Origin of the sequence: Paenibacillus rubinfantis, assembly GCF_001486505.1 — a bacterium.
In the GTDB taxonomy this organism is placed as follows: domain Bacteria; phylum Bacillota; class Bacilli; order Paenibacillales; family Paenibacillaceae; genus Fontibacillus; species Fontibacillus rubinfantis.
The window spans coordinates 192,624-212,578 of sequence record NZ_LN909062.1 but is presented as its reverse complement, the minus strand read 5'-3'; the positions used below and the strand labels follow the sequence as shown (position 1 = coordinate 212,578).

The 19,955-nt window shown below is 45.0% G+C and carries 21 protein-coding genes and 1 pseudogene; 15 read left to right on the top strand and 7 right to left on the bottom strand.

All coding sequences use genetic code 11. From position 1 onward, the window contains the following. The first annotated feature begins 9 nt into the window (after positions 1 to 9). From sdhB to BN3277_RS04345, 6 genes are all read left to right on the top strand, one after another. Entirely contained in the window at positions 10 to 795 is a 786-nt protein-coding gene (sdhB, locus tag BN3277_RS04365) for a succinate dehydrogenase iron-sulfur subunit (protein WP_187380031.1), read from the top strand. Between the two features lie 230 nt (positions 796 to 1,025). Continuing rightward, the gene (locus BN3277_RS26385; protein WP_392396618.1) at positions 1,026 to 1,145 is read left to right on the top strand and encodes a DUF6678 family protein; all 120 of its coding nucleotides are present in this window, start codon (positions 1,026 to 1,028) and stop codon (positions 1,143 to 1,145) included. Positions 1,146 to 1,229: 84 nt separating this feature from the next. Further along, positions 1,230 to 1,604, top strand: coding sequence for a hypothetical protein (locus BN3277_RS04360; protein WP_059041071.1), 375 nt, complete (start codon positions 1,230 to 1,232; stop codon positions 1,602 to 1,604). Positions 1,605 to 1,730: 126 nt separating this feature from the next. Further along, complete coding sequence (locus tag BN3277_RS04355; RefSeq protein ID WP_059041070.1) at positions 1,731 to 2,213, top strand: hypothetical protein; 483 nt, start codon at positions 1,731 to 1,733, stop codon at positions 2,211 to 2,213. Between the two features lie 228 nt (positions 2,214 to 2,441). Further along, the gene (locus tag BN3277_RS04350) at positions 2,442 to 2,780 is read left to right on the top strand and encodes a hypothetical protein (RefSeq protein WP_059041069.1); all 339 of its coding nucleotides are present in this window, start codon (positions 2,442 to 2,444) and stop codon (positions 2,778 to 2,780) included. A gap of 216 nt (positions 2,781 to 2,996) precedes the next feature. Next, positions 2,997 to 3,449, top strand: coding sequence for a VOC family protein (locus BN3277_RS04345; protein ID WP_059041068.1), 453 nt, complete (start codon positions 2,997 to 2,999; stop codon positions 3,447 to 3,449). 233 nt (positions 3,450 to 3,682) lie between these two features. Here BN3277_RS04345 and BN3277_RS04340 read toward each other — a convergent pair whose 3' ends face one another. Both BN3277_RS04340 and BN3277_RS04335 read right to left on the bottom strand, forming a co-directional pair. After that, the gene (locus tag BN3277_RS04340) at positions 3,683 to 4,069 is read right to left on the bottom strand and encodes a pepsin/retropepsin-like aspartic protease family protein (protein WP_059041067.1); all 387 of its coding nucleotides are present in this window, start codon (positions 4,067 to 4,069) and stop codon (positions 3,683 to 3,685) included. Continuing rightward, on the bottom strand, positions 4,066 to 4,326 hold the full coding sequence (locus tag BN3277_RS04335; RefSeq protein ID WP_059041066.1) for a hypothetical protein: 261 nt from the start codon (positions 4,324 to 4,326) through the stop codon (positions 4,066 to 4,068). Before BN3277_RS04335 ends, BN3277_RS04340 begins: the two co-directional genes overlap by 4 nt. A gap of 231 nt (positions 4,327 to 4,557) precedes the next feature. Here BN3277_RS04335 and BN3277_RS04330 point away from each other — a divergent pair, with 231 nt between their 5' ends. Continuing rightward, the gene (locus BN3277_RS04330; RefSeq protein WP_148500973.1) at positions 4,558 to 5,184 is read left to right on the top strand and encodes a LapA family protein; all 627 of its coding nucleotides are present in this window, start codon (positions 4,558 to 4,560) and stop codon (positions 5,182 to 5,184) included. Positions 5,185 to 5,448: 264 nt separating this feature from the next. Here BN3277_RS04330 and BN3277_RS25945 read toward each other — a convergent pair. From BN3277_RS25945 to BN3277_RS04320, 4 genes and pseudogenes are all read right to left on the bottom strand, one after another. Beyond that, a pseudogene (locus tag BN3277_RS25945) lies at positions 5,449 to 5,544 on the bottom strand (type II toxin-antitoxin system RelE family toxin); the annotation flags it as partial. Between the two features lie 150 nt (positions 5,545 to 5,694). After that, positions 5,695 to 5,931, bottom strand: coding sequence for a hypothetical protein (locus tag BN3277_RS04325; protein WP_059041064.1), 237 nt, complete (start codon positions 5,929 to 5,931; stop codon positions 5,695 to 5,697). 294 nt (positions 5,932 to 6,225) lie between these two features. Further along, positions 6,226 to 6,486 carry a type II toxin-antitoxin system RelE family toxin gene (locus BN3277_RS26380; RefSeq protein ID WP_082691308.1) on the bottom strand — a complete coding sequence of 87 codons (261 nt, stop codon included), beginning with the start codon at positions 6,484 to 6,486 and terminating at the stop codon, positions 6,226 to 6,228. After that, entirely contained in the window at positions 6,482 to 6,718 is a 237-nt protein-coding gene (locus BN3277_RS04320; protein ID WP_059041063.1) for a hypothetical protein, read from the bottom strand. Before BN3277_RS04320 ends, BN3277_RS26380 begins: the two co-directional genes overlap by 5 nt. A gap of 399 nt (positions 6,719 to 7,117) precedes the next feature. Here BN3277_RS04320 and comI point away from each other — a divergent pair, with 399 nt between their 5' ends. The 6 genes from comI to BN3277_RS25700 all read left to right on the top strand — a co-directional run bounded on the left by comI (position 7,118) and on the right by BN3277_RS25700 (position 18,089). Beyond that, complete coding sequence (gene comI, locus BN3277_RS25940) at positions 7,118 to 7,213, top strand: competence inhibitor ComI (protein ID WP_222860911.1); 96 nt, start codon at positions 7,118 to 7,120, stop codon at positions 7,211 to 7,213. 437 nt (positions 7,214 to 7,650) lie between these two features. Beyond that, a complete protein-coding gene (locus BN3277_RS04315; protein ID WP_059041062.1) occupies positions 7,651 to 8,154 on the top strand; it encodes an RDD family protein in 504 nt (167 codons plus the stop codon). 239 nt (positions 8,155 to 8,393) lie between these two features. Then, a complete protein-coding gene (locus tag BN3277_RS04310) occupies positions 8,394 to 8,813 on the top strand; it encodes an HD domain-containing protein (RefSeq protein WP_198342946.1) in 420 nt (139 codons plus the stop codon). A 143-nt stretch (positions 8,814 to 8,956) separates the two neighbouring features. Then, positions 8,957 to 9,454 carry a DinB family protein gene (locus BN3277_RS26285; protein WP_392396617.1) on the top strand — a complete coding sequence of 166 codons (498 nt, stop codon included), beginning with the start codon at positions 8,957 to 8,959 and terminating at the stop codon, positions 9,452 to 9,454. A 171-nt stretch (positions 9,455 to 9,625) separates the two neighbouring features. Beyond that, positions 9,626 to 12,130: a winged helix-turn-helix domain-containing protein gene (locus BN3277_RS04305; RefSeq protein WP_157688683.1), complete on the top strand. Its 2,505-nt coding sequence runs from the start codon at positions 9,626 to 9,628 to the stop codon at positions 12,128 to 12,130. 163 nt (positions 12,131 to 12,293) lie between these two features. Continuing rightward, positions 12,294 to 18,089: an InlB B-repeat-containing protein gene (locus tag BN3277_RS25700; protein ID WP_187380030.1), complete on the top strand. Its 5,796-nt coding sequence runs from the start codon at positions 12,294 to 12,296 to the stop codon at positions 18,087 to 18,089. Between the two features lie 267 nt (positions 18,090 to 18,356). On the opposite strand, the gene BN3277_RS26205 is transcribed toward BN3277_RS25700, so the two are convergent. Next, a complete protein-coding gene (locus tag BN3277_RS26205) occupies positions 18,357 to 18,440 on the bottom strand; it encodes a putative holin-like toxin (protein WP_222860912.1) in 84 nt (27 codons plus the stop codon). Between the two features lie 99 nt (positions 18,441 to 18,539). Between BN3277_RS26205 and BN3277_RS04295 the strand changes: the two genes are divergently transcribed. Then, a complete protein-coding gene (locus BN3277_RS04295) occupies positions 18,540 to 19,223 on the top strand; it encodes a hypothetical protein (RefSeq protein ID WP_059041058.1) in 684 nt (227 codons plus the stop codon). A 60-nt stretch (positions 19,224 to 19,283) separates the two neighbouring features. Further along, on the top strand, positions 19,284 to 19,757 hold the full coding sequence (locus BN3277_RS04290; protein WP_059041057.1) for a hypothetical protein: 474 nt from the start codon (positions 19,284 to 19,286) through the stop codon (positions 19,755 to 19,757). Positions 19,758 to 19,955: the final 198 nt, after the last annotated feature.

The following is a 19,955-nucleotide window of genomic DNA, read 5'->3' as shown; positions in this document are numbered from 1 at the left end:
GGGATACCCATGGCAATGGCGGAAACGGATGTAACGGCCAAGAAATTTACGGCCAAAAAAGTCAAATTCATCATCACGCGCCAGGATGATCCAAACTCGAAATCGTATACGGAAGAATTCGAACTGGACTATCGTCCCGGCATGAACGTGATCAGCGCTTTGATGGAAATCCAGCGCAATCCGGTGAACCAGAGCGGCGAGAACACCTCGCCGGTTTGCTGGGAGTCCAACTGCCTGGAGGAAGTATGCGGTGCGTGCTCGATGGTCATCAACGGCAAACCGCGCCAAGCATGCGCGGCCTTGATCGATAACCTGGAGCAGCCGATTCGTGTGGAGCCGATGAAGACGTTCCCGGTTGTACGCGACCTGGTCATCGACCGCAGTCGGATGTTTAACGCGCTGAAGAAGGTGAAGGCATGGATTCCGATCGACGGTACGTACGATCTCGGACCAGGTCCACGGATGCCGGAGAAGAAACGCCAATGGGCGTATGAGCTGTCCAAGTGCATGACCTGCGGCGTCTGCCTGGAGGCTTGCCCGAACGTCAATGAGAAGACGGACTTTATGGGTCCGGCAGCCATCTCCCAAGTGCGCCTGTTCAACGCGCATCCGACCGGTGAAATGAACGCCGATGAGCGTCTGGAAGCGCTGATGGAAGAAGGCGGCATCGAAGGCTGCGGCAACTCGCAGAACTGCGTCCGCGCCTGCCCGAAAGGCATCCCGCTGACCACCTCCATCGCCGAAATGAACAAAGCAACTACCAAGCATATGTTTAAAACTTGGTTTACGCAGTAACCGAGTTGGATAGATTTACGCGATTGTTTGTCCGTAAGAATGGAAGACAGCCCTGGGAGGGGCTGTCTTTTTTTCTAGGCGAGTGCTCTATGTTATCTTACTCCTGTATTAAATTACAGAATCAAGTAATTGAGGTATAATTAAGGAAGTGAAATCGGGTAGATTTTAACTTCGAATGATACGGGTGAAAGCAGTTGTCCCTTGGTAAGAATAAGATCCGAGTATTAAATGTGATTTCAGACAGAAATCTAACTTCTATTATGAACGATACCATGTGGAAAGAACTGCAATATTCCGTTCATCATGAGTTATTGTTCCCCCCCATTTCAAGCGAAGTACTTTATGGATGAAACGCTGTATCCCGAAGATTTTGAAAGTGATATAGGGTACATGGGAGACCCTATCAATTAGATCAGTGTGAGAGGGGAGTTTAAATGAAAAAAATGATGATATTCATTTCCATGATCCTAACTCTATGTAGTTGTTCAAACAATTCCTCTATAGTTTTTAAAGGTGAGAGTAAAAACTGGTCATCAACCTATACAATAGAAAATCCAAATGGTGAGTATCATAATACGATATTAAAAATTAAGTACAAAGGAAAAAATCTAAAAGATATAGCTGGAATTAAATATACATATAAAGGTGTCAGTGTTGGTGGTAGTGGAGAACAACCGAAATTATCAGTAGATGGTGTGATCACTTCAAAATCTGGGGGGAATGGTGCCCTTCCACCTAAAGATTCTATCGTCCATGTAACAGTTGAATGGAATGAGAATAAAGAGGAATTGCAACTCACATCAAAATAAATCACGGAACAAGCTCAGAGCACAAACGACGCGGCCTAAGAAAGGAGCTATCTAGGGCTGGGGCGATTCGTGAATAATAGGACGTTAGATGAAAGATAGACAGATTTAATGAAAGTGGGAAGTTCTATGGAGAATCATTTGAAGGAAACTGCTGAGAAGACATTAAAATACCTTTGTATGGGTGCAGTCATTGAGGGGCTAAATTTTTACGGCTTAAAGTTGATTTTATCAGGGGCAGAATCAAACTTTAAAAGAATTGATGGGCAGATTTATATAAATCTAGAGAGTAAGTTCGAAATATTTAAGTCTTTCCCCTTGCAAATACCATTAGAACATGAATTACCGAATCTCGATTGGAAAGAGAGTACTAAAAAGGTTTGTGAATTGAGATTAAAGAAAATTACTGACATCAGATTAACTGATACAGTCCCTCATTTATTTATTACTTTTGAAACCGGTGAAGTGTTATTTATCAGTGGTCACAATGATAAGTATGAGAGTTGGCAGGTTGGAGTTTGGGGCAATTCGAATAAAGAAGAAATCTGGGAAGTCGTTTGTTGTCCAGGAGATGGGATTGCTATCTGGGCTCCAGATGATATTGCGGGTTGATTAAATGAAGATCTATCCTTCATATAGTAATGCGTTCACGTATCGCAGACAAGCTGTCTTGGTCCCGGAAGATAATCGAAGAGGTAGACGCCGGAGCGCATCTGCACCACCCAACCGCATTGTGGCCGTTCCCTTACAGTACTTAAGGTGATGGGGCGTCGTGAACACAATCACGTTATGTGAAATTATTGATAAGAATATAAATGAATTAGGAGAACATAGAGAGACATGAAAACAATATTTCTAGTTTTCGGTATTCTTGGTTCATTAATTTTGCCCATAATTATAGTATTATTGTTCTTTGTTATATTTTCTGGTTTTTATAATAAGGGATTTTTAACAGGATTAGGGCATCTAATGGTTTGCGGGTTTATGATGCTACTTAACTCAACAATCATTCTTAATATACTTCTAATTTACTGTGAAGGGCTGATAGAAAGTAAAGAATATAAAACTCTAAAAAAAGCTATTATTTTTACTATATTAATAAGTGTAGTAATTCAAACTATTTTAAGTATTCTAATAGAAAATCCATTTAGGGATCCTTCTTCTGGGATGTTCTTATAAGTCGTACTATGGTTTAAACATAGAAGTCAACAACTTCACATAACACCGTTCACGCTTCGAGCCTGATTCTGCAAGGCTTATTTGCGAAGCCACCCGGCACCTACGTAGCCTTAAGCCTTTCAGGTTCGTGAACACTGAGAACGTTATATGAAAGGAATGCAAGGCATAGTTAAAACCAATAAACCAACCAACCAACCAATAAAGGAGTGTTTGTAAGTGAGCAAAGAGTTCGCGTTTACACGTATTGGTTATGTTTATGTACCAACTTCAAACGTTGACGAATCTATAGATTGGTATACCCGTAACTTGAATTTCAAACTGATGAATAAGTTTCAGGATCGAGGCTCATTTTTGGCTGTGTTACATCATCCACATATGAATTCAATTGCATTACTACTCATAGAAACTGAGGATAACGAGAGATTGGAAATATCTCGGAATGGGAAACCTTTTCCAATCATGGCTATCAATTGCCCAGATATTGAATTTGCTCATAGCTACTTAAAAGGGAATGGGATCGCAGTTGAAGACATAGAGACTCTCGGAGCTGGAGAGGCAAAGTACTTTTATTTCAGAGATAACCAAGGGAATTACTTAGAAGCAGCTTGGTCTATTTGGGATCCAGTAGATCAAATAAAAGAAGAATTTAAGAAAAATACAAAACAATAAGAAATATTTGAAAGTACATTCAGAGAAGGCATCCCCATCATATAACAATGTGTTCACGCATCGGGGGACAAGCCCCCCTCGGTCCCGGGAGATAAGTCGAAGAAGCGATTGCTGGGACACATCCGCACCACCTAACCGCATCGCGGCCGCTCACTAACGTTCGCTTAAGATGTTGGGACGTGGTGAACACGGAAACGTTAGACGAAAGTTCGGGAACCTCAAATTAATAGAAGTTAGGTTGCCCTAACTTCCATCATGTTGAAATCGATATTAAGATTTGCCGCAATAAAGAAGTCTACACCAAGTATTCCGCTGAAACCATATGGTTCACTTGTCATTCCTAACTGTAAGGTAAAATTCTCTACAAGGAATCTATCAATCTCAATTCTATTAATCGGCTGTTGAAAGCATAATTCACTTTGCCCACCGATTCCAAACATTCTGACTGATTTACCTCTTAGTGGATCTATTACAAGTCCAATATTCTCAACCAGATCGGTATCAAAAATTGTCGTTGCACATCCAGTGTCCAACAAGACATTTTCTAATAACATAGAATGAGAATTATAAATGAGTTCAATATCAGTAACAGGCAACCCGTTTATCAAGTTGATTTTCATTGCAGACCTCTGATACCAATGAATGGTTGTTCGATAACCTCAAGGAATTCATTTCCAGTAAAAAAGATGTATAATTCTCTTGAAGGCTCAGAAAGATGATGTTTCTTATAAGACTGCCAAGCTTGTTTAGTTTCTTCGAAATCAGCAAGCACAGACATTTCTTCAATATCTCTTTTGCTTTCCCTGGAAGTAGCTGAAATCGCTTCAACGAGAACCCAACGAGTAGGATATTGCTCCCTTATCTCTGACCACTTCATTGTCTAACCTCCCAGACATTCATCATAATTCAATTTTAACATAAGGACATAAACAAGCAATCTTTTGGGGTGATTCAATGATGTCCGAACCTTCGTCTAACAATGTGTTCACGCATCGGCGGACAAGCCGCCTCGGTCCCGGAAGATAAGTCGGGGAAGTGATTGCCGGGACACATCCGCACCACCTAACCGCATCGCGGCCGCCCTTCGGGCTTAAGGTGGTGGGACGTCGTGAATACAACAACGTTATGTGAAAGAACCAAAAATAATAACAAACACAAGGGGCATAATCAAATGATGATTTCGATAGATTTTTTCGGATATAAATTTAGTAATGATGCTATCCTTCAATCTATTACTGGACTTTTTGGGGCTTTTTTAGGTGCACTTCTCGCTGGATTAATTGCTATATATATAATGAAGGCCCAGATAAATAACGAAAGAAAGAAGCAAGAACTAAAGGATTTAGAGAACTTTGTTAAGAGTGGACGGGTTTTGTATGGATTAGGTATTGGTTCTTTTAATCCTATGGCGAAATCACATATTTGGGAAGCGCTATCTACAGATAGGGAGTGGTTGAAATCGATAATTGGTGAGTTGATTAAAAATTACAACCAAATGAGTTTACTTAAAGACGAATATATCCCTGAAGAAATTTATGAGAATTTCCTCTTAATAAAAGAAATTCAGCATCTGTTAATTAAAAAATTGGAACAATACATATCCAGTGGTGAACAAGTCAGTACAACAGAATTCAAGGACTTTTCAAGTTATATAGATGAGTTTTCTAACAATCTTGAAGTGTTTAAAAAATACTTAGATATATCAATTACAAAACTCGCAAAGATGAAAAAATAGTTTGTAAGTATATTCGATGAAGTCGGTTCCTTCACATAACACAGCATTCACGCATCGGGGGACAAGCCCCCTTGGTCCGCGAGGAGTCTTTTCAAGGAAGCTGATTCAGCGGACAACCCTGCACCGGCTAACTGCGCAAGCGCAGCCGCTCCTTCGGAGCTTAAGCCGGTGAGGGTTCGTGAATACAAGAACATTATGTGAAATTGCTGCAAGAAATAGGGTATATAAAAACCCACCGAGCATGGGTGGGTAAGAACTAAATGATTATTTATATACATCTCCGCGAGAACCTATTTTCAAGACATGTATGATTAATTGTTTATCCTCGATCGTGTAAATAATCCTAAACGAACCAACGCGTAACCTATATTCTCAGATGTACCTCTCATTCTCTTGATATCAAGTTCAGGATGAAATGGGTTTTCTGAGAGGATCTCTAGGTGTTGTACAATTCGAATTCGAGAAGGCTTATCTAGTCTTTGTAAGTATTTAAGGGCTTCTTTATAGAACTCAATTGAGTAGTTCATCAATTACATCCTTGAGTTTAATTCCTTCACTACGAGCGATCGATTGTTTTGCTTTAGCAATCTCCTCTAGGTCTTCTTTTGTAGTCGGCTCATCGTCCCAGGGAATATTTCTGTAGTGAGGATTAGTTGCTAATTTCTCCAAGAAGTCAGCGGCAATAGGAAGGGCTTCATCGGGTAATTGTTGAATTAATTTATTCAAATCATCTTTTGAAACAGCCATTAAATTCAACCCCTATATGAAAAATTTATTATTCATTATAACATAGTTATTAGTAGCGAATAAAACAGGTGCATTGTAAGTATATTCGAGGATGGCAGCAACATCCCATAACACCGTATTCACGCTTCGGGGCTATCGCCCCTCGGTTGTCAGATGTATAATCATGGAAGAAGCTCAGCCAACAAACGCCCCAGCCTAAGATAAGAGCTATCTAAGGCTGGGGCGTTTCGTGAATACAAGGACGTTATATGCAATTACTCGAAAGAAAAAACAACCCATTAGTAGATCAGAGATCTAAGTAAGGGTTATTTGTACACATCGCCTCTTGGTCCTATCGTAACTACAAATATAACCAAGATATTGTTTAATTGTGTATAAGATTCGATAAGATCCTATCCTCAAGCGGTAAAGGTTAGATCTACCTTGCATCTTTTTAATATCAAGCTCAGGATGTCTGGGGTTTTCTGTGAGTATTTTTAAGTGGTTCAGAATTCTAACTCTGGTTGGTTTGTCTAGTTTACGAAGATACTTCTCTGAATCAGTACTTAACTCAATTTAGTAATTCATGCTCAATATCCTTTAGGCTGATTGTTTGCCCCGACTTAAATTCTAATTCTGCCTTATCAATAGCCTTTAAGTCGTCTTCAGTAAGTTCTTCATCATCATAAGGAATATGGGCATCTAGTGGGTTACTTAGGAGACGTTTTAAGAAATCAGCAACTAGCGGAATGTCTTTGTCGGATAACTGTTGTACTAAATCTGCAAGTTCTTTCTTAGAAACAGCCATGTTGACAGCTCCTTTCAATACGAAGGTACCCAAAGGAAATCCGGGATATGCATTATCATAACACAATTGGGTGCGGGGGTTAATTCGAAGATGCGAGTAACTGCATATAACACCGCATTCACGCATCGGGGCAGTTGCCCCTCGGTCCGCAAGGAGTGTTTTCGGAGAAGCGGAATCAGCAGACAACCCTGCACTGGCTAAGTCCATCGGACCCGGGGCTGGCGCCCCTTAAGCCAGTGAGGGTTCGTGAATACAAAACGTTATAGGAAATTCCGGTAAACTGTATACAAACATAAACACGAACAAACATTCTGTTAATGAATGGGTATATGTGGTAGAATAAGGAAGTACAATTGAATCTTGGGTGGGCATGGACTCCCTTCGAAAGGAGGTGAAGCCATGGAGGTTAAAGATGTATTGACAATCATGTTCCTATTCGGAACGTTTATCCTTGCCCTCTTAACATACATTAATTCCAACAACAAGAGAAAGTAAAACCCACCCCAAGGTTGACGGCCGGAGGTGGGTTTTGAACCTAAATGACTCAGAGGGGAATAAACCATCCAAGCCAATTGTATAGCCGAGTGTTGACGCACTCGGTTTTCTTATAACGATCATAACATATACTGAATTGACTGAAAACCAAGAAAATGAAATGTATAAAAACATGTATTAAACCCTGTATGAAGTAAATTGAATGAGATATCAAAGAGGCCGTAACATCCTATAGCACAGCATTCACGCATCGGCTGGCTATCGCCAACCTTGGTCCGTGGGAAGCATTTGAGGAGGCTGATTCAGCAGACAACCCTGCGAGGCTAAGTGGTGGAGCCACCCAGTCCTGGCGGACCTTAAGCCTCTCGGGTTCGTGAATGCCATAACGTTAGCAGAAATTACAACATAATAAAACCAAGAAACATTAAGGAGATAAGATGAAGTTATCCCTAAAGAGGCTCATAGCGTACTGGCTTGATTTTGTTTTGCTAGCATTGATTCTTGTTGGTTTACAATGGTTGTTATACAAAACAACTTCAGGATTTCCTTTTGATCTGCTGGATAAAGGACATGAAGTTGAGTTGTGGGTCCTGTTATCTATGTCATTGCCGGTATGGATGTACTTTATATGTTGTGAGTTGTATATACAGCAAACTATTGGAAAACGATTGCTAAAGTTAGTAGTGATGAATAAAGAGGGGGCAAGAATCAATATTTATCAAGCACTAATAAGAACATTTATAAGGCTATTGCCTTGGGAATTAACGCATGTAATTATATTGGTTCCAACACCATGGTGGAGTATCGAAGAGCCAAGGAATCAATATTTAATATACATCCCTAATATATTGATGATCTTATATATTTTAGTATTATTTGCAAACAAGGGTGATAAGGGAGTTCATGATTACATAACTAAAACGAGAGTAATGGAATTCTGAAGAGAATTATTTAGGGTTGATTATTCGAGATGTTAGAAACTTATGCTAACCATGTGTGCACACATCGGCGGATAAGCCGCCTCGATCCAGGGGGTAAAGTCGAAGAAGTGTTTGCCGGGACACCTCCATTCACCCAACCGCATTGCGGCGGTCCCCTTTGGTCACTTAAGGTGGTGGGGCGTCGTGAACACGGAACCGTTATACGAAATACCCAAGAACCTAAAAGGAGATAAATAACATTGAATATTGAAATAGCAATATCAATTGCTTTAAATGCACATAAAGGCCAAGTAGATAAGGGTGGGGCCCCGTACATTCTTCATCCACTTGCAGTAATGAACAGAGTAGCACGTATGGATGAAAAAATTGTTGCAGTATTGCATGACGTTGTGGAAGACACAGAAGTAACAATTGATCAATTAAGGGAGTATGGATTTTCTGAGGATATTATTGAGGCAATTCAATTGCTAACAAGATCAGAAAAAGATAGTTACGAGGAATTTATAATAAAGACTAGAGGGAATAGTATTTCGAAAGTGGTCAAGATAGCAGATATAGAAGAGAACATGAACTTATCAAGAATAGAAAACCCTACAGATGAAGATTATAAAAGGCTAAATAAATATAAAAAGGCATTAGAAGTCTTAAAGCATAAATGAAATTAGAATGTCAGTTCGAATAAGTGGTACTACGCATAACACCGTTCACGCATCGGGGCTATCGCCCCTTGGTTGTCAGATGTATAATCATGGAAGAGGCTCATCCAACAAACGCCCCAGCCTAAGATAGGAGCTATCTATGGCTGGGGCGTTTCGAGAATACAAGAACCGTTCATACTTTAAACTTGATTCAACTTCGAACGCCGTATCGAATGAATGGCTGGTCAATACAACAAATCATTCACCATATGGCTGATAATGATATGAATGCATATCTGAGATTTAAGAGAGCATTAACCGAAGATACACCAACCGCAACGTCATATAGAGAAGACCTTTGGGGAGATCTTCATGATTATTTTGAGACTGACATTGAAACTTCTATTGTGCTCCTAGAAACTCTTCATAAACGTTTTTATAAACTTCTAATCAAATTAAACTCGGATCAATTCAATAGGACGCTTCGAACGCAAGCTTACGCTGCGGGTCGCTATCGCGCCCCTTGGTCCGCCCGACAACCCTACACTGCACAACCGCATCGCGGTCGCACTTCGTGGCTAAAAGTGGTGGGACGTCGTGAATACGGCAACGTTATCGGAAATCTCCGAGTGGGAATTGCAGGGATCATAGGAAATCAATAATCAGGACGAAGAAGAATAGAATCAATTTAAAGATCCTTAGTTGATGTAAATCAGAAGTTAGGGGAAATGAATTCAAAATAACGGTAGAATAAAATGGAATTCGACTATGAGTAGGAAAGGTTATTGGGCATGAACGTGAAGCTGCATGTTCCTCATATACGAAGAACCTTAGTGACGAGACCGAATCTGATGCGCAAGCTGAACGAGGGGTTGGAAGTGAAGCTTACGCTTGTTTCCGCGCAGGCAGGCTACGGCAAAACGACGGCTTTAAGCGAATGGGCGAAGCAAAGCAGCGCAAGGGTGGCATGGGTCTCCCTAGGGAAGTTGGATAACGATTGGATCCAGTTCTGGAGCTATGTCATGACTTCTATTCAACAGGGAATCCCAAGCTTCGGCGAATCGTTGAAGTATCTCCATGAACAAGAATCGCCTGCCGCTTATGAGTCTGCCATTCCGGTGTTGTTGAATGAACTGGGTTCGGTAACCGGTGAACTTGTCATTGTTTTAGATGATTTCCATTACATAGAGCTTGCCGCTATCCATCATTCACTCGAGCATCTGCTGGAGCATTTACCTTCCAACATTCATTTCTATATCGCAAGTCGTACGGATTTAGCTATACCGACGGCCAGACTTCTGGCTAAAGGTGAATTTCTGCATTTGGATATGCGCGATTTGCGATTTGAATTGGATGAGGGCATCGTTTTTCTTAGGGATTCGTGCGGGTTATCCCTTACCAGAGATCAAGCGGCGGAGCTGCTCCGTCATACCGAGGGTTGGGTGAGCGGACTGCAGTTGGCGGCAATCAACCTGAAGCGCAGCGGCAACATTGCCGAATCCATCCGTCAATTCTCAGGCAAACAAAATCATATATCAGATTATTTACTGGAAGAGGTATTCGGGCATCAACCCGCGTCAGTGAAAGAGTTCTTGTTGGATACCTCCATTCTGAGCCAGATGAACGCAGCTTTGTGTACCGCCGTAACAGGTCAGAAGAATAGCCAAGAACAATTGGAACGTCTCGAACGCCTGAATTTATTTATTGTTCCATTAGATGACGGCCGGAACTGGTATCGATACCACCACCTTTTATCCGATTTTCTGCATCAGATCGGCTCCAAACAGGGCCCGGACCGCTGGGTGCAGGCTCATATCCGGGCTGCGAAATGGTTCGAAAGCGAGGGGCTCTATGAAGATGCGGTAGAGCATTATATTTCTGGCGGACTGGCAGCGGATGCGGTCAGGATGATAGAGAGCAACCTGCTTGTGCTCAGAAAGCAAAAGAAGAGCTCCGTATTGGTGAGATGGTTGTCGTCTTTGCCGGAGGAATCTTATGCGGAGAAGCCGTCGATCGAGATCTTTTATATCACCGTTCTGGTTATTGAAGGCGATTGGAGTAAAGCTTACCAGCGAGCGGAGAGAGCCGGAATCCGTTATGCGGCGATGCGGGATCAATGGAGTGAGGCCGATTGGAAAAGGGTGATGGGCGATCTGTCCTATTTCTGCGGAATTACCGCTTATCTCCAGCAGGATTTGCCGAGAACCTCGTATTATTTTGAACAATTAAATGAATACCTGCCGGAAGGCAGCGGCTACCAGACATGGGGAGGCAACCGGTATCAAGGTCACGATCTGTTCCAAGATCTTCTCTCGTTAAATAACGATCTAAATGTGGTAGAGCAATTTTTAGTGAAATGGATTAAGGCATGGGGGCATAAGGAAAATTACCCTTTCGTTGGGTACCAGTATGAGAGCTATTGTCTACTGCTGTACGAGTGGAACCGTCTGGATGAGGCGGAGGTTTACCTCAACCAGGCGATGAAGCGGAAGGATCTGAAGTCCATCATGCGGATATGGGTTCAATTGAACTTCACTTACTCGTGGTTGCTGCAGGCCATGGGCCGTCCGGAGCAAGCAGCCGAAGTACTGGTTCTGTTGAAGCTAAGCGTTGATTCTCCCGATTACGATGTGATTGTCCGCAAAATCGAAGCGGAGCAAGCGCAGCTTTGCCTGCGCCAAGGCTTGCTTCAAGAGGCTTTAGATTGGATGGCCAGATGCGGACTCTCCCCTGAGGATGAGGTATCGCTACCGCTTCTAGCGGAGCAACTGACTCTGGCAAGAGTGCTTGGCGTTAGCGGAAATGTAGAGGCGGCTCTTGAGCTTTTAAATAGAATCTATTATTTATTAGGCGTGCATAACCGGTTGCGGGATCGGATCAAGGTGTTGATTGTGCAAAGCGTAGTGTACCAGCTTGCGGGCCGGAAGACGGAGGCGCTAGATAAGTTGGGAGTCGCCTTGCAGTTAGCGGAGCCTGGCGGCTACGTCCGCAGCTTTATTGACGAAGGCCCTGTTATGGCCGAGTTGTTATCCTCCTACATGAGATTACATGAATACGGCGGCAGAATTCCACCGGCATCCTTGGCTTATGTCCGTCGTTTGCTGCAGATTCAGAACAACTCTCCGGAAGAAGAACCGAAGGTCTATGAAGCTCTTACCGAGCAGGAAACTAAGATTTTACGGCTGATGTCGGACGGATTGAAGAATAAGGAAGTGGCGGATCAGCTCAATATCACGATCGAAACGGTTAAGTTCCATATCAAGAATATTTACAGAAAGCTCGATGCCCATAATCGCGTACAAGTGCTGCAACGTGCCAAGCAATTAATGATACTTTGATATTCGCTTCTCCTGTTTTAACCAAATCCTCCCCGTTCGGGGAGGGTTTTTTTGTACGGTATGGATTTATAGTAGAGGCGTATGTTTTTATTGAAATTCCTGATTTGAATCTTTGGAAAGGCGTGTGAAAGAAACAATGATCAAGCGTTATGTGGCTTTATTAATGGTACTACTCATGATAGCGGAAATGATTCCTGCTGTTGCCTCAGCCAGCAGCGGAGCGAGCTGGACGCCCCGTACGTCGGGCACAACAAGCGATCTTAAGGGCATCACTTATGGGAACGGCCAATTCGTTGCAGCGGGGGTTGGAGGGACGATCCTGACCTCCTCAGACGGGTCAGCTTGGACAGACAAGACGGGGGATCTGAGCTATCAATTCAATGGCATTACCTACGGCGGCGGCAATTATGTGGCGGTGGGCTTCGGAGGAGCCATTATAACTTCCACAGATGCGGATAGCTGGACATTCCGTACGGTTGGAAATTCAGAGGTTCTGAATGGCGTTGCCTACGGCAATGGCATGTATGTCGCAGTGGGGTATAGCGGTAAGATCTTCACTTCGAGCGACGGAAACAGCTGGGCGGGCCAAACGTCGGGCACTCCGAATACTCTCTATGGTGTTACTTATGGCGGCGGCATGTTCGTGGCGGTAGGACAATCCGGCATCATCTTAACATCCACGGACGGAGTGAATTGGATCAGCCGCACGTCGAGCACCGGAGTGTATTTGATGGGCGTTACCTTCGGTAACGGCACGTATATAGCGGTAGGCGAATTCGGGACGATCTTGACCTCCGATGACAGTGTAAATTGGAAGAATCTAACGTTGGACGAAGACAATGACTTCTTTGGTGTCAGCTACGGCAACGGTTCCTATGCGACAGTAACTAGACAAGGATCTCTGCTGGCGTCTAATGACGGATCAAGCTGGTCGAGTCAGCCATCAGGTACGTCGAATGAGCTCACTAGCGTCGCCTACGGCAATAACGCCATTGTGGCGGTAGGCGGGGGCGGAACGGTTGTACAAATAGATAACCCGACCTATGCGCTAACGTATAACAGCAACGGCAGCACGGAGGGAACCGCGCCGTCTTCCGTAGAGACTTACTCGGAGGGAGCGCTGGTCACGTTACCCGGGAATGCGGGGAATCTGGCGAAAGCAGGTTATACGTTCGTTGGTTGGAACACGGAGGCTGATGGAAGCGGGGCGAATTATACAGCCGGCATGAGGTTAACCATGGGAGCGGAACCTATGACGTTGTATGCCAAATGGACGTCCGGACCTGCTTACACGGTCACTTACGACGGGAATGGCAGCACGGGAGGGACCCCTCCGCAGATCGATCATGCGTTTGAGCCTACTGCATGGGTAGAGGTATTGGAAAATAGGGGGAATTTGGTGAAAGCGGGCCACCTGTTCACGGGCTGGAACACGATGGCCGACGGAAGCGGAACGAGCTACGCGGCGGGCGCAACCTTCAGCTTGGACGGAGCGAACGTAACGCTGTACGCACAGTGGTTCTTGATTTCTACCTACACCGTCTCGTATAACGATAACGGCAGCATTGGCGGGACAGTACCAACGGATAGTCAAGTTTACGAGAAGAACGCTGTCGTGACGGTAGCGGGGAACTCCGGAAGCCTGGTAAAGCCGGGCTACCTGTTCACGGGCTGGAACACGAAGGCTGACGGCAGCGGGATAAGCTATGCATCGGGCGCTACGTTTAATATGGGAGATGCGGATGTACAATTGTATGCACAGTGGGCGCCCATTCCGGATTGGACGACCCGAACGTCTGGCACGTCGAATGATCTGAAAAACGTCACTTACGGGAACGGCAAGTATGTTGCCGTGGGGGATAGCGGAGTGATCTTGACATCGGCGGACGGATTGGTTTGGACGAATCAGGCATCGAGCACCTCGGTTCAATTGAACGATGTCACGTACGGCGGCGACAAGTATGTAGCGTTGGGAAATGGCGGGACGATCTTAACTTCCGGCGATGCAGCGAGTTGGACGGATCATTCGGTTGGCGGTTCTCAGGCTCTACGAGGCATCGCTTATGGCAAAGGCATGTATGTGGCGGTGGGAGACGGAGGAAAAATCATGACCTCGGGCGACGGGGACAACTGGATGATCCGTACGTCGGGTACTGATCAAGATCTTTATGGCGTTACTTACAATGGCAACGGCATGTTTGTGGCGGTGGGACTTCAAGGTTCGGTATTGACCTCCGGGAATGGGGCGGATTGGTCGAGTCAGATGTCGGAGACGGATAACCTTTTGGCGGGAGCTACGTTAGGCAATGGTCTGTATGCAGCGGTGGGAGGACTCGGGACGATCGTAACCTCTTCGAATGGAGCGGATTGGGCTGGCCAGCCGTCGACGACTTCCGTTCAACTGAACGGCATCAGTTATGGGAACGGCTCGTATGTAGCGGCAGGAAGAGATGGTGCGATACTCGCCTCTAATGATGGATCAAGCTGGAAGGGCCAAATATCAGGCACGACCCAATCGCTTAATGGCGTCGCTTACGGCGACGATTCCATCGTGGTGGTAGGGGATGGCGGTACGATATTGCAAATTTCCAACCCAACGTATACCGTCACGTATAACGGTAACGGCAGTACGGGAGGAGCCGTTCCTGTGGAAGGTGCTTCTTACTCGGTCGGTGCCGCGGTGACGATACTTGGAAATACGGGAAGCTTGGTGAAAGCGGGTCACACGTTCGTTGGCTGGAATACGGAAGCGGATGGAAGCGGAACAAGCTATGCGGCAGGTTTGCCGTTTATCATGGGAGCCGCTGATGTCACTTTGTACGCGCGGTGGACTACCGACTTTACTTACACAGTAACGTATAACGGCAACGGCAGTACGGGTGGAACCGTACCGGCGGCAAATGCATTTGAGCAAGGCGCAACGGTAACGGTAGCAGGGAATACGGGGGATTTGGCGAGAGAGGGCCAGGAATTCACTGGGTGGAATACAAAAGCCGACGGAAGCGGAATGAGCTACGCGGCAGGCGCGACCTTCACAGTAGAAGGAGCCGACGTGACGCTGTATGCACAGTGGTCAACGATCCCGACATTTATCGTCACTTATGACGGCAACGGAAGCGAGGCAGGGGCCGTACCTGCGGACGATCAAAAGTACTTGAAGAACGCCGTTGTTACGGTTATGGGGAACACAGGAGCCTTGGCAAAGGCGGGCTACAGGTTCACGGGCTGGAACACTGTCGCTAACGGAACCGGAACGAGCTATGCAGCAGGCGCTACGTTTCGAATGAGATCGTCGGATATGACGCTCTATGCACAGTGGGCGCTTGCTACGGATTGGTCGCCCCGCAATTCTGGCTGGAGCTATGATCTAAAAAGCGTCATGGAAGATAACTTCAAATTTGTGGCCGTGGGTGCTTTTGGAATCCTAACCTCCTCAGACGGGGTAGCTTGGACAGTCGCGACTTGGAGTCCGTTCTATCCTCAATTCAATGGCTTCACCACCGGCAACAGAGGCATGTTCGTGGCGGTGGGTTCCGGCGGAGCCGTTCTAACTTCCTTAAACCAAGGGGCTAACTGGACAGCCCAGACGGTTGGAGATTCAGAGGATCTGAACAGCGTTACCTGGGGCAATGGCATGTTCGTCGCGGTGGGAAATTCCGGTAGGATCTTCACTTCGACCGACGGAAGTAGCTGGGTGGGCCGAACTTCGGGGACGAGCGTTGATCTCAACGGAGTGATTTATGATGGAGACGTCATGTTTGTTGCCGTGGGAGACGATGGCATGATTCTGATCTCCCCGGATGGGGTAACTTGGTCGAGGCGTTCAACGGACACAGAGGCTTACTTGGCGAGCGTTACCTACGGTCGTGGTTTGTATGTAGCTGTAGGTGGAACTGGGACGATATTAACCTCGACGGATGGGGATTACTGGACGGTCCGCCGCAAGAACGGTCTTGATAATTTTAATAGTGTTAGTTACGGAAACGGCTCGTATGTGGCGGTAGGAAGCAAAGGACTGGTGGTTGAATCTAAGGATGGAATAATCTGGAATAGTATGGAATCAGGTACAGTGACTGCACTTTATGGTGTCGCTCACGGCAGTGGTACCGTTATAGCGGTGGGGGACGCTGGAACCATTCTGCAAGCTAATCCTTGGTTTACCGTTACCTACAATGGTAATGGAAGCACGGGGGGAGTCGTACCGGCCGAGGCTTCTTACCCGGAAGGAATAGTGGTAACCGTGCCTGAGAACGAAGGAAACCTGGTAAAAGCAGGCCATACGTTCACGGGCTGGAACACGGCGGCCAATGGAAGCGGAACGAGCTATGCACCGGGTGCAACGTTCAAGATGGGAGCAGCGAACGTGACACTGTATGCGCAGTGGGCATCCGACTCGACTTACACCGTCACCTATAACGGCAACGGAAGCACGGGAGGAACAGTGCCGACAGAAAGTGGTGCGTATGAGCAGAATGCCACAGTGACGGTGCTTGGAAACACGGGAAGCCTAGTGAAATCCGGCCACACGTTCACGGGCTGGAACACGGCGGCCAATGGAAGCGGAACGAGCTATGCACCGGGTGCAACGTTCAAGATGGGAGCAGCGAACGTGACACTGTACGCGCAGTGGACGACGAATCCGACCTACACCGTCACCTATAATGGCAACGGAAGCACGGGAGGAACTGTGCCGACGGAAAGTGGTGCGTATGAGCAGAATGCCACAGTGACGGTGCTTGGAAACACGGGAAGCCTAGTGAAAGCGGGCCACACCTTTACCGGTTGGAACACGGCGGCCAATGGAAGTGGAACGAGTTATGCGGCGGGCGCAACGTTCAAGATGGGAGCAGCAAACATGACGCTGTACGCGCAGTGGACCGTAAGCTCTGGAAGCGACAGTGGTGGTGGCAGTGGTGGCACTGGTGGTAGTGGTGGCAGTGGTGGTAGTGGCGATCCCGCGCCAGTACCAGCAGGGGAGGGTAAAGTGATCTCCGAGAATGGTGAAATCTCCCTTCCTGCCGGTAAACCGGGTGAAGTCAGCTTGGGAGCGACGATTCTTATCGAGATCCCGGCGAATGCCGCTGATAAGGACTTGAAGGTAACGATTAAGAAGTTGCTGGACACCCAAGAGCTTTTGAATGATAAAGATGTTCTGGTGAGCCCGATTTACGAGATTTTGAAAAACTCCTCCGGAAACTTCGAGAAGCCGGTCAAGCTAACCTTTGCATTTGATTCAAAACGCTTAACGAACAATCAAAAGCCGTCTGTCTTTTATTTTGACGAGCAGGATCAGGTATGGGTCGAAGTCGGGGGCAGCATAAGCGGTAATAAAATCACTGTAGAAGTAAATCATTTTACGAAGTTTGCCGTCTTCGCTATTGAGAAAGAAGTTGTCTCTCCGGAAGATGAGCCGGTCTTGGAAACTAAATTCAGCGATATCTCCGGACACTGGGCGGAGGCGTCCATTAAGCAAGCGGTGAGGGCAAACCTTGTTCGCGGATACGACGACGGGACCTTTAAACCGGGAAAAGCCGTGAGCCGTGCGGAATTTGCCGTCATGCTGATGAAGGCCTTGAAACCGCAGGGTGAAGCAGCAGCGCTGAACTTTACCGATAAGGCCACGATCGGCGATTGGGCGCAGGAGTCGGTAGCTCAAGCCGTACATGCAGGCGTTATTACAGGCTATGAGGACGGTACTTTCCGTCCCGACGCTTTTGTCACGCGCGCCGAGATGGCAGTGATGGTCGCTAAAGCACTTAAGCTGCCGATCGAAACGGCATCTGCAACAAGCTTCGCAGATGATGCGGATATTCCAACATGGGCTAGTGGAGCTATAGCGGCGATTAATAAGATTGGCATTATTAACGGTTCCGCTGACAACCGATTCCTGTCTAGCAATCAAGCGACAAGGGCTGAGGCTATCACCGTTTTGCTGAAGATGCTGGAACAGTCGAACTGATTTTGAATGTAAGTAATAATAAGGGGTTATCCTTAGGTGGTTTGCATCACCGAAGGATAACCCTTGTTTGGACAACATTACAAGCCTTTTATATATAGAAAAACACAAAAATCTATAAAAGCGTTATAAGATGAGTTATACTGAGGTAAAAATAAGTAAGGATAGCCGTTTGCGCTAAACACGACTCCAAAGTACAATAACTGCATAAAGAGCAGTCGGCCACACTAGTCAGGTCGCAGAATAGACCGTTTCCTTAGGCAGGGCGGTCTATTTCTTTTTTATGTAGGTTAGCAATGCCAGAATGAACATGCCGAACATGAACTTTAAGGAAAATGCATCTTTGACCTCCATGGGCATCTCCTCCCTTTTGGAGATTAGCCGACCGCCCTTATAGCGTTTATTGAAACAATAACCTCATATGAGAATGTAAATAAAACAAGGGGATTCATAATGGTAAAATTGAACGATTTGGTTAAGAAGGAACTTGTTGAACCATCAATAGATCTTGCGATCGATTATAGTAACATCGGAATTGACAGTATTACAGAAGATGGGGTCCTTTCCGAAATACCTTTTGTTAAAACTATTGTTGCAGGTACAAAGATTACATTAGCAGTAAAGGAAAGATTTTTCGTTAAAAAATTTTTGAATTTTTTATCGGAATTTCACAATGGAGACATCGACCCTGAGAAGTATATAAAATTTAAAAATAGATTAGATAACGATAAAAAGTATAGAGATAACGTAATTGAAATACTCACAATCATGATTGAAAGGTATATCGATATTAATCAGTCGAAAATTATGGCCAATCTCTTTAAGGAATATATAAATGGTTCAATGGATTGGGATAAATTTTATTCACTTTGTATTGTTTTAGAGAGAGTACATCCTCAATCCTATCGTACTCTTTATGAAATGAGCTTAAAAAGTAATCAAGAGTTATCCCATAGTTATTGGGGATCGAAAGCTGGTAAACCACCTGAGGAAAGAGATATTTACAAATTAAACAGTGAAGAGGAAGCTTTGCTCTTATCCGCAGGAATAGTTTCTCCACATGGAACTCATTATTCAATAACCCCACTTGGGAGAGACTTATTTAGGTTCGGAATACTTCGGTTATTTAATAAATAATGAATCCAAAAGTTATCTCAAAGAAGGCGGTTACTTCTAATAAGGAAACGAGGTGATCTTGTGAAACGGAAAGGCATAATCGCAACATGTTTTATTGCCCTTGCTGCAATAATATATCTCATTGTTGACTATAGTAATCCGAAACATATCGAATTCACTCTTCCTAGCACTACTTACTCTGTTGAATCTGATTATGAGAAAACAACTACGATTGCGATTAGGGGAGATCAACATAAAAATCTATTGGGTAAGGACACCTTCATTGGAACTATGATCGTAGATAATGATTTGATCTACGATATAAAACTAAAAAAAGAAGATCATAAGTATTTTGAAATACTAACAAAGCTAGAAAATGGTACGCTTAATACGATCGGATCTGTGATGACCTCAACTGATTTTCATCGAATATGGTTGCAGTTGGATGAGATCAACGTGAAGTATAATCTCGTCGACGGTTATATCTCAGGCCCGGCAGAGAACATGGAAGAAGCGGAGGCTGTTGCAAGAAGTATAGTAGAAGGAGACGAATGAGAGCGAACGATTAGTATCTCAAAGAGTCTGCTGAGAACTGAATAGATCCTGGATATCTGATGAAGCCTCGGCTGAAGCTCTATGGTATAGAGCCTCGGCCTTTTTTTGTGCAAAAAACATAAGCCAAAAAGCAAAAAAAACATTGACAAACCCAAAGGAAGTGCAATAATCTAAGTTAACAAAGCATATATTTGCCGC

Bases quoted from the DNA above. Each gene is read 5' to 3' on its own strand.
- BN3277_RS04320 (WP_059041063.1), bottom strand. From the start codon at position 6,718: ATGGCTGTTTCTAAGAAAGAACTTGCAGATTTAGTACAACAGTTATCC.
- BN3277_RS04325 (WP_059041064.1), bottom strand. From the start codon at position 5,931: ATGGCTGTTTCAAAAGATGATTTGAATAAATTAATTCAACAATTACCC.
- BN3277_RS25700 (WP_187380030.1), top strand. From the start codon at position 12,294: ATGGTACTACTCATGATAGCGGAAATGATTCCTGCTGTTGCCTCAGCC.
- BN3277_RS04315 (WP_059041062.1), top strand. From the start codon at position 7,651: ATGAAGTTATCCCTAAAGAGGCTCATAGCGTACTGGCTTGATTTTGTT.
- BN3277_RS04335 (WP_059041066.1), bottom strand. From the start codon at position 4,326: ATGAAGTGGTCAGAGATAAGGGAGCAATATCCTACTCGTTGGGTTCTC.
- BN3277_RS04355 (WP_059041070.1), top strand. From the start codon at position 1,731: ATGGAGAATCATTTGAAGGAAACTGCTGAGAAGACATTAAAATACCTT.
- BN3277_RS04360 (WP_059041071.1), top strand. From the start codon at position 1,230: ATGAAAAAAATGATGATATTCATTTCCATGATCCTAACTCTATGTAGT.
- BN3277_RS04295 (WP_059041058.1), top strand. From the start codon at position 18,540: ATGGTAAAATTGAACGATTTGGTTAAGAAGGAACTTGTTGAACCATCA.
- BN3277_RS04340 (WP_059041067.1), bottom strand. From the start codon at position 4,069: ATGAAAATCAACTTGATAAACGGGTTGCCTGTTACTGATATTGAACTC.
- comI (WP_222860911.1), top strand. From the start codon at position 7,118: ATGGAGGTTAAAGATGTATTGACAATCATGTTCCTATTCGGAACGTTT.
- BN3277_RS26205 (WP_222860912.1), bottom strand. From the start codon at position 18,440: ATGGAGGTCAAAGATGCATTTTCCTTAAAGTTCATGTTCGGCATGTTC.
- sdhB (WP_187380031.1), top strand. From the start codon at position 10: ATGGCAATGGCGGAAACGGATGTAACGGCCAAGAAATTTACGGCCAAA.
- BN3277_RS04350 (WP_059041069.1), top strand. From the start codon at position 2,442: ATGAAAACAATATTTCTAGTTTTCGGTATTCTTGGTTCATTAATTTTG.